This is a genomic window from Burkholderia sp. HAN2018, from assembly GCF_024704855.1.
In the GTDB taxonomy this organism is placed as follows: Bacteria; Pseudomonadota; Gammaproteobacteria; order Burkholderiales; family Burkholderiaceae; genus Burkholderia; species Burkholderia cepacia.
Window position 1 is genome coordinate 1 of the sequence record NZ_QOBB01000328.1, and the last position, 6015, is coordinate 6015.

6 protein-coding genes are annotated in these 6015 nt (G+C 70.1%); 5 read left to right on the top strand and 1 reads right to left on the bottom strand.

Features of this window, described 5'->3' with window-relative positions; translation table 11 throughout:
- Positions 1-776: 2-amino-3,7-dideoxy-D-threo-hept-6-ulosonate synthase (locus tag DPV74_RS38245; RefSeq protein ID WP_119339069.1), on the bottom strand; the 776-nt coding region annotated here is incomplete at its 3' end.
- Between the two features lie 285 nt (positions 777-1061).
- Here DPV74_RS38245 and DPV74_RS38250 point away from each other — a divergent pair.
- The 5 genes from DPV74_RS38250 to DPV74_RS38270 form a co-directional block, all read left to right on the top strand.
- Positions 1062-2108, top strand: a complete 1047-nt coding sequence (locus tag DPV74_RS38250) for an LLM class flavin-dependent oxidoreductase (protein ID WP_240440097.1) — start codon at positions 1062-1064, stop codon at positions 2106-2108.
- A 40-nt stretch (positions 2109-2148) separates the two neighbouring features.
- The gene (locus DPV74_RS38255) at positions 2149-3375 is read left to right on the top strand and encodes an FAD-dependent monooxygenase (RefSeq protein ID WP_091923034.1); all 1227 of its coding nucleotides are present in this window, start codon (positions 2149-2151) and stop codon (positions 3373-3375) included.
- Between the two features lie 66 nt (positions 3376-3441).
- Positions 3442-3966: a flavin reductase family protein gene (locus DPV74_RS38260; RefSeq protein ID WP_021164278.1), complete on the top strand. Its 525-nt coding sequence runs from the start codon at positions 3442-3444 to the stop codon at positions 3964-3966.
- 201 nt (positions 3967-4167) lie between these two features.
- Entirely contained in the window at positions 4168-5091 is a 924-nt protein-coding gene (locus DPV74_RS38265) for a LysR family transcriptional regulator (protein WP_048028682.1), read from the top strand.
- Between the two features lie 100 nt (positions 5092-5191).
- The coding region (locus DPV74_RS38270; RefSeq protein ID WP_205571977.1) for an FUSC family protein at positions 5192-6015 on the top strand (824 nt) is incomplete at its 3' end.

Consider the following 6015-nt stretch of genomic DNA (forward strand, 5'->3'; position numbering starts at 1 on the left):
CGCTCGACGCCGTGCACCGCGTCCGACAGGCGGCGGATCAGCGGGGCGGCCTTCGGCGCGGCGAACACGTTGCGGCCGGCCGCGATGCCGAGCGCGCCCGCGTTCATCACCCGCGACGTGAACGCGACGAACTCGTCTTCGGGCAGCTTCGCGCCGCCCGCGACCAGCACCGGCAGCGACGAACCGGCGATGATGTCGGCCATGCTCGCGGCGTCGCCGCTGTACGGCAGCTTGACGATGTCGGCGCCGAGATCCGCCGCGACGTTCGCCGCATGGGCGATCAGTTCGGCCTGCGGACGATCGCCGAGGCCGGGGCCGCGCGGATAGATCATCGCGAGCAGCGGCAGCGACCAGCGCGCGCATTCGGTCGCGATGCGGCTCAGGTCGAGCAGCTGCTGGGATTCCGTTTTAGAGCCGAGATTCACGTGCACGCTGACCGCGTCCGCGCCGCTCGCCAGCGCGTCCTCGACGCTCGCGAACAGCGTCTTCGCGTTCGCGTCCTCCGCGTAGCGCGTGCAACCGTTCAGGTGCACGACGAGCGCGAGATCGCTCAGCACATCGGGCGCCAGGAAGCGCGCGCGGCCCCGATGCACGACGATCGCGTCGCCGCCGTGCGCGGCGATGTCGCCGACCAGTTGCCGCAACTGCTGCGGATGGGCGATCGGCCCATCCGCGAGCGAATGATCGAGCGGCACCATCAGACACTTGCCCGACGCGGCACGCACCACCCGCCGCATCCTGAGCGCCTTGCCAGAAACCGATAGAAGAGCGTTCATCCGTGATTCCTCGCCAGAAATGGAAAGGCCGGCCCGTTCGACTTCAGCCTGCCCCCGGGGTGCCCGTTTGCGGGCGGAACTGGAGCGACAACCGAGCAACGCTTGCAGCAAATCTTGCGACGTGTAAGACTTGCATAGACCCAATCATCCTATGATTGGATCATCCTTGCAAGTGCCTTGCGAGCGATCCTGTTTCCCGACCGGGGGACGCCTTCGTCGCGGCATCGCTTCCCCTTTGCAGACAACGGCAGCACATCAACCTGTGAGGTGTCTATGAAGTTCGGCGTGTCCTTCCTGCCCGATACCGGCCCGGCCGACCGCCCGGCGGCCGACTATTACACCCAGGCGCTGAAGCTCAGCGCGCTGTCCGAGCGGCTCGGCTACACGTACGTGAAGATGACCGAGCACTACCTGAAGCCGTACGGCGGCTACAGCCCGTCGCCGCTGATGTTCCTCGCGGCCGTGGCCGCGCAGACGAAGTCGATCCGCCTGATGACGGGCGGCATCCAGGCGTCGTTCCATCATCCGATCCAGCTCGCGGCCGAAGCCGCGCAGCTCGACGCGATCTCGAACGGGCGGCTCGAGCTGGGCTTCGCGCGCGCCTTCCTGCCGTACGAATTCGATGCGTTCGGCATCGATCTCGATTCGAGCAAGACGCGCTTCCAGCAGACGATCGACGCGACGGTGCGGCTCCTCGCCGAGGAATCGGCCAGCGAGGACACCCCGTTCTTCCGCTACCGCGACGCGCAATCGCTGCCGCGCCCGACGCAGCAGCCGCGCCCGCCGGTGTGGGTCGCGGCGCTGCTCACGCCGTCCAGCTTCGAGTGGATCGGCGAACGCGGTTTCAACCTGCTGATGGCCGCGCCGCCGCGCAAGGCCGCGCTCGCGAAGACACAGGAGATGGTGGCGCTCTATCGCGACACGTTCGAGCGCCATCACGGCCACACCGGCCGCAAGCCGCAGGTCGCGATCAGCATCCCGCTGATGATCGGCACGTCGGACGCGCACGCGCTGGCACTCGCGGAGCCGCGCCTGCGCCATCACTGGCGCAATTTCGCGGAAGCGGCGAAGTCGTGGGAGCAGGTGCAGTCGCCGGCCTACCAGGGCTACAACGAAGCGATGAAGAACAAGATGGGCGGCATGGACACGGCCGACCTCGACGCAACCGCCGTGCTCGGCACGCCCGACACCGTGCGCCAGCGCATTCGCGCGCTCGAGGCCGACCTCGGCCTCGACGCGATCCTGTGGCACATCGACTACGGCGCGCAGCCGTACGAACTGATGAGCAACAACCTGGAGGTGTTCGCCCGCGACGTGCTGCCGGGACTATGACGCCATGCCGATTCCTTCCGGATCCACCACGGGCTCGCCCATGACACCGTCCCTGTCGCTCGACACGATCGTCGTCGGCGCCGGCATCGGCGGCCTCGCCGCCGCGCTCGCGCTGCGGCGCGCCGGCCATCGGGTCACCGTCCTCGAGCAGAGCCGGGCGTTTCGGGAAGTCGGCGCCGGGCTGCAGGTCGTGCCGAACGCGACGCGCGCGCTGCGTGCGCTCGGCGTGCTCGACCGGCAGCGGCTGGCCGCCGTCGCCCCGATCGCGACGATCCGCCGCCGCTGGCAGGACGGCAGCCTGCTCGGCACCTTCCCGCTCGGCGACGCGGTCGAAGCCGAGTTCAACGCGCCGTATTGGAACGCGCATCGCGCCGACCTGCATGCCGCGCTGCTCGACGCCGTGCGCGACCCGTACACGGCCGGCCCGCCGGTCGCCGTCCTCGGCGGCATCGCGGTGCGCGGCCTCGACGCATACGGGCCGGACGGCGCGACGCTCGTTGATGCGGCGGGCACGCGCCGGCGCGCGGATCTCGTCGTCGCGGCCGACGGCATTCATTCGACGCTGCGCCACGCGCTGCTCGGCGACGACGCGCCGCACTACAGCGGCGACGATGCGTATCGCGCGCTGATCGACGCCGATGCGATCGACCCGCGCTCGCCCGTGTTCGAGATCGTCAAGGAGCCGCAGGTGACGATCTGGCTCGGGCCCGGCCGGCACGCGATCCATTACTGGGTGCGCGACCGCCGGCTGCTGAACCTCGTCGTGATCGTGCCGGGCGACGGCAGCACGCGCGAATCGTGGAGCAGCAAGGGCGACCGCGCGACGCTCGAGGCCGAGCTCGCCGGCTGGGATCCGCGCCTCGTCGGGCTGATCCGCTGCGCGTCGGACCTGAGCCGCTGGTCGCTGCACGACCGGCAACCGCTCACGCGCTGGGTGTGGGACAGCGTGTGCCTGCTCGGCGACGCGTGCCACCCGATGCTGCCGTACCAGTCGCAAGGCGCCGCGCAGGCGCTCGAGGACGCGGTCGTGCTCGGCCGGTGCGTGACCGGGCTCGCGTCGAAGGACGCGCTCGGCGCCGCGCTGGTCGAATACCAGCGCCTGCGGATCGACCGCAGCGCGCGGATCCAGCTTGCATCGGCCGGCAACGGCGGCGTATTCCACCTGCCCGACGGCCCCGAGCAGCAGGCGCGCGACGCCGAGCTCAAGTCGCGCCGCGCCGACTTCAAGTCCTACCACTGGACCTGGGCCGACGCGTACCAGCTTTGACGCCCGCCCCGGCGCCGCGCGGCGCGACCCGCGCGGTACCGGGGCTCCTCGCGACAGGACCGCATCATGACGAACACCGTGGACATTGCGCAGCAACTGAAACAGGCGATGCGCGGCGTGGCCGCCACCGTCACGATCGTGACGACCGGCGGCGACGGCGCCGCCGCCGCACCGTGCGCGCTGACCGCCAGCTCGTTCACGTCGGTCGCGCTCGATCCGCCGACCGTGCTGGTGTGCATCAACCGGCGCGCGAGCATTCACGCGTCGATCACCGGCCGCCGGCGCTTCTGCGTGAACGCGCTGCGAAGCTGCCACGTGCCGCTCGCGCTCGCGTGCAGCACGACGGGCTCCGACGCGCGTTTCGCGCACGACGCATGGCGCACCGACGCGGCGACGGGCCTGCCCTATCTCGAGAACGCGCAGACGTCGTTCTTCTGCGACACGCTCGAACAGGTCGAGGTCGGCTCGCATTCGATTCTGGTCGGACGGGTCACGCGCGTCGCGATGTCCGCCGACGTGAACCCGCTGATGTACGTGAACGGCGCGTTCGCCGCCGTCCGCTCGCTGCCGTCCGATGCCGGCGGCGGATGACGGGCGCACGTTCCGTTGTTTCGAGCATTCGTTCGCGGGGTTCGCACCGGGCCCGTTCGCTCGAGAAAACACGCGCCACCCCACCGATGCGTGCGTCACGCGTGATGCCGCACGCAATCGTTGCGTGCGCTGCAGTCACGCTGCGCGCGCACATCACGCACTACCATTGCGCCGCATGCACGCGATGAAACGGAGAAGCCGATGGCACCCGACCTGAACCTGCTGATTTCGCTCGATGCGCTGCTCGAAGAGGGCAGCGTCGTCGGCGCCGCACGCCGCATGAACCTCAGCCCGCCCGCGATGAGCCGCACGCTCGCACGCATCCGCGAAACGGTCGGCGACCCGATCTTCGTGCAGGCCGGCCGCAAGATGGTGCCGACGCCGCGTGCGCTCGAACTGCGCGGGGTCGTCCGCGAAACCGTGGAGCGCGCATCGCAGTTGCTCGCGCCGTCCGCGGAAATCGATCTCGGCACGCTCGACAAGCAGTTCAACGTGCGTGCGAACGACGTCTTCGTCGGCCTGCACAGCAGCCGGCTGCTCGAGGAGATGGCGCGCGGGATGCCGCGCGCGATGCTGCGCTTCATGCCCGAGGAAGACGACATCGACGACGACGCATTGCGCAGCGGCCGTATCGACCTCTTCATCAGCGCGTCGCGCCGCCTGGGGCCGGAGATTCGCGTGCAGCCGCTGTTCACGACGACCTTCGTCGGCCTCGCACGCCACGACCATCCGATCTTCGACGACGACATCACGCCCGAACGCTTCGCGCGCTGGCCGCATATCGGCGTGTCGCGGCGCGGCAAGTCGGCGGGGCCGATCGACGACGCGCTCGCCGCGCGCGGGCTCGCGCGCCACGTGGTGCTCGTCGTGCCGACGCCGTATGCGGCGATCTTCGCACTGCAGGCGTCGGACCTGATCCTGCCGCTGCCCGAGCATCTCGCGCGCGGCGCGGTGCGGGCCGGGCTCGGCGTGCGCACGTTCGAACTGCCGGTGCCGCTCGAAACCGTGCTGATCACGCAGGCGTGGCATCCGCGCTTCCAGAGCGACCCCGCGCACCAGTGGTTGCGGCGTGTCGTGCGCGGGCTGTGCACCGGCCAGCCGGCACTGCGTGCGGCGCACGCATGACGGATGCGTCGCACGCACTCGTCGAGTGCAAAGACGTCACTGTTCGGCATGCATGGCGCGACCGTAGACTGGCTTCGTCCTTTCTCATGGAGCGAGTGCAGTGCATGAAGCAGCAGATCAGACGCGCGCCGTCGCGGCGCTGATCGCGCGCATCGACATCTTCACGCCGCGCGGCGCGTATGTCGCACGCTCGGTCATCGCCGCCGCGCTCGCGCTCGGCGTCGCGTACCTGCTCGAACTGGAAACCCCGTATTCGGCCGCGTCGACGGTGCTGCTCGTGATCAATCCCGTCCAGGGCGCGGTGATCGGCAAGGGCGTGTGGCGCGTGGTCGGCACGATCGCGGGGATGGTCGTCGCGTTCGTGCTGATGGGCTGCTTCGCGCAGCAGCCGCTGCTGTTCATCCTCGGCTTCGCGTTCTGGCTCGGCGTCTGCGTCGCGGGCATGACGCTGCTGCGGCACTTCCGCGCGTCGGGCACCGTCGTGGCCGGCTACACGATCGGCCTCGCGACCTACGGCGCGATGCAACATCCCGAGCTGACCTTCGAGCACGTGATCGGGCGCGGCTCGACGGTCGCGATCGGCGTGCTGTGCCTGAGCCTCGTGTCGATGCTGCTCGGCACGCGCGACGTGCACGCGAAGCTCGACGCGCTGGTGACGCGCATCACCGCCGACGTCGCGCAGGTCATCGCCGCGCAGCGCAACGGCCTCGCGGCGGCACCGGCCGACGACAAGCGGCACGCGCTGTTCGCCGGCATCTACGGCATCGACGATCTGCTCGCGCTCGGCAAGGCCGAATCGGAGGATCTCGCGCAACGCGCGGCCGCCGTGCGGCACGGGATGGCATCGCTGTTCGGCGCACTCGCGGGCGGCATGCCGCCGCTGCCGGCGGACAGCCCCGGCGCGCGCGCGGTCGCATCGCTGCA

Coding starts and splice junctions, on each gene's coding strand:
- DPV74_RS38255 (WP_091923034.1), top strand. CDS start 2,149: ATGACACCGTCCCTGTCGCTCGACACGATCGTCGTCGGCGCCGGCATC.
- DPV74_RS38260 (WP_021164278.1), top strand. CDS start 3,442: ATGACGAACACCGTGGACATTGCGCAGCAACTGAAACAGGCGATGCGC.
- DPV74_RS38265 (WP_048028682.1), top strand. CDS start 4,168: ATGGCACCCGACCTGAACCTGCTGATTTCGCTCGATGCGCTGCTCGAA.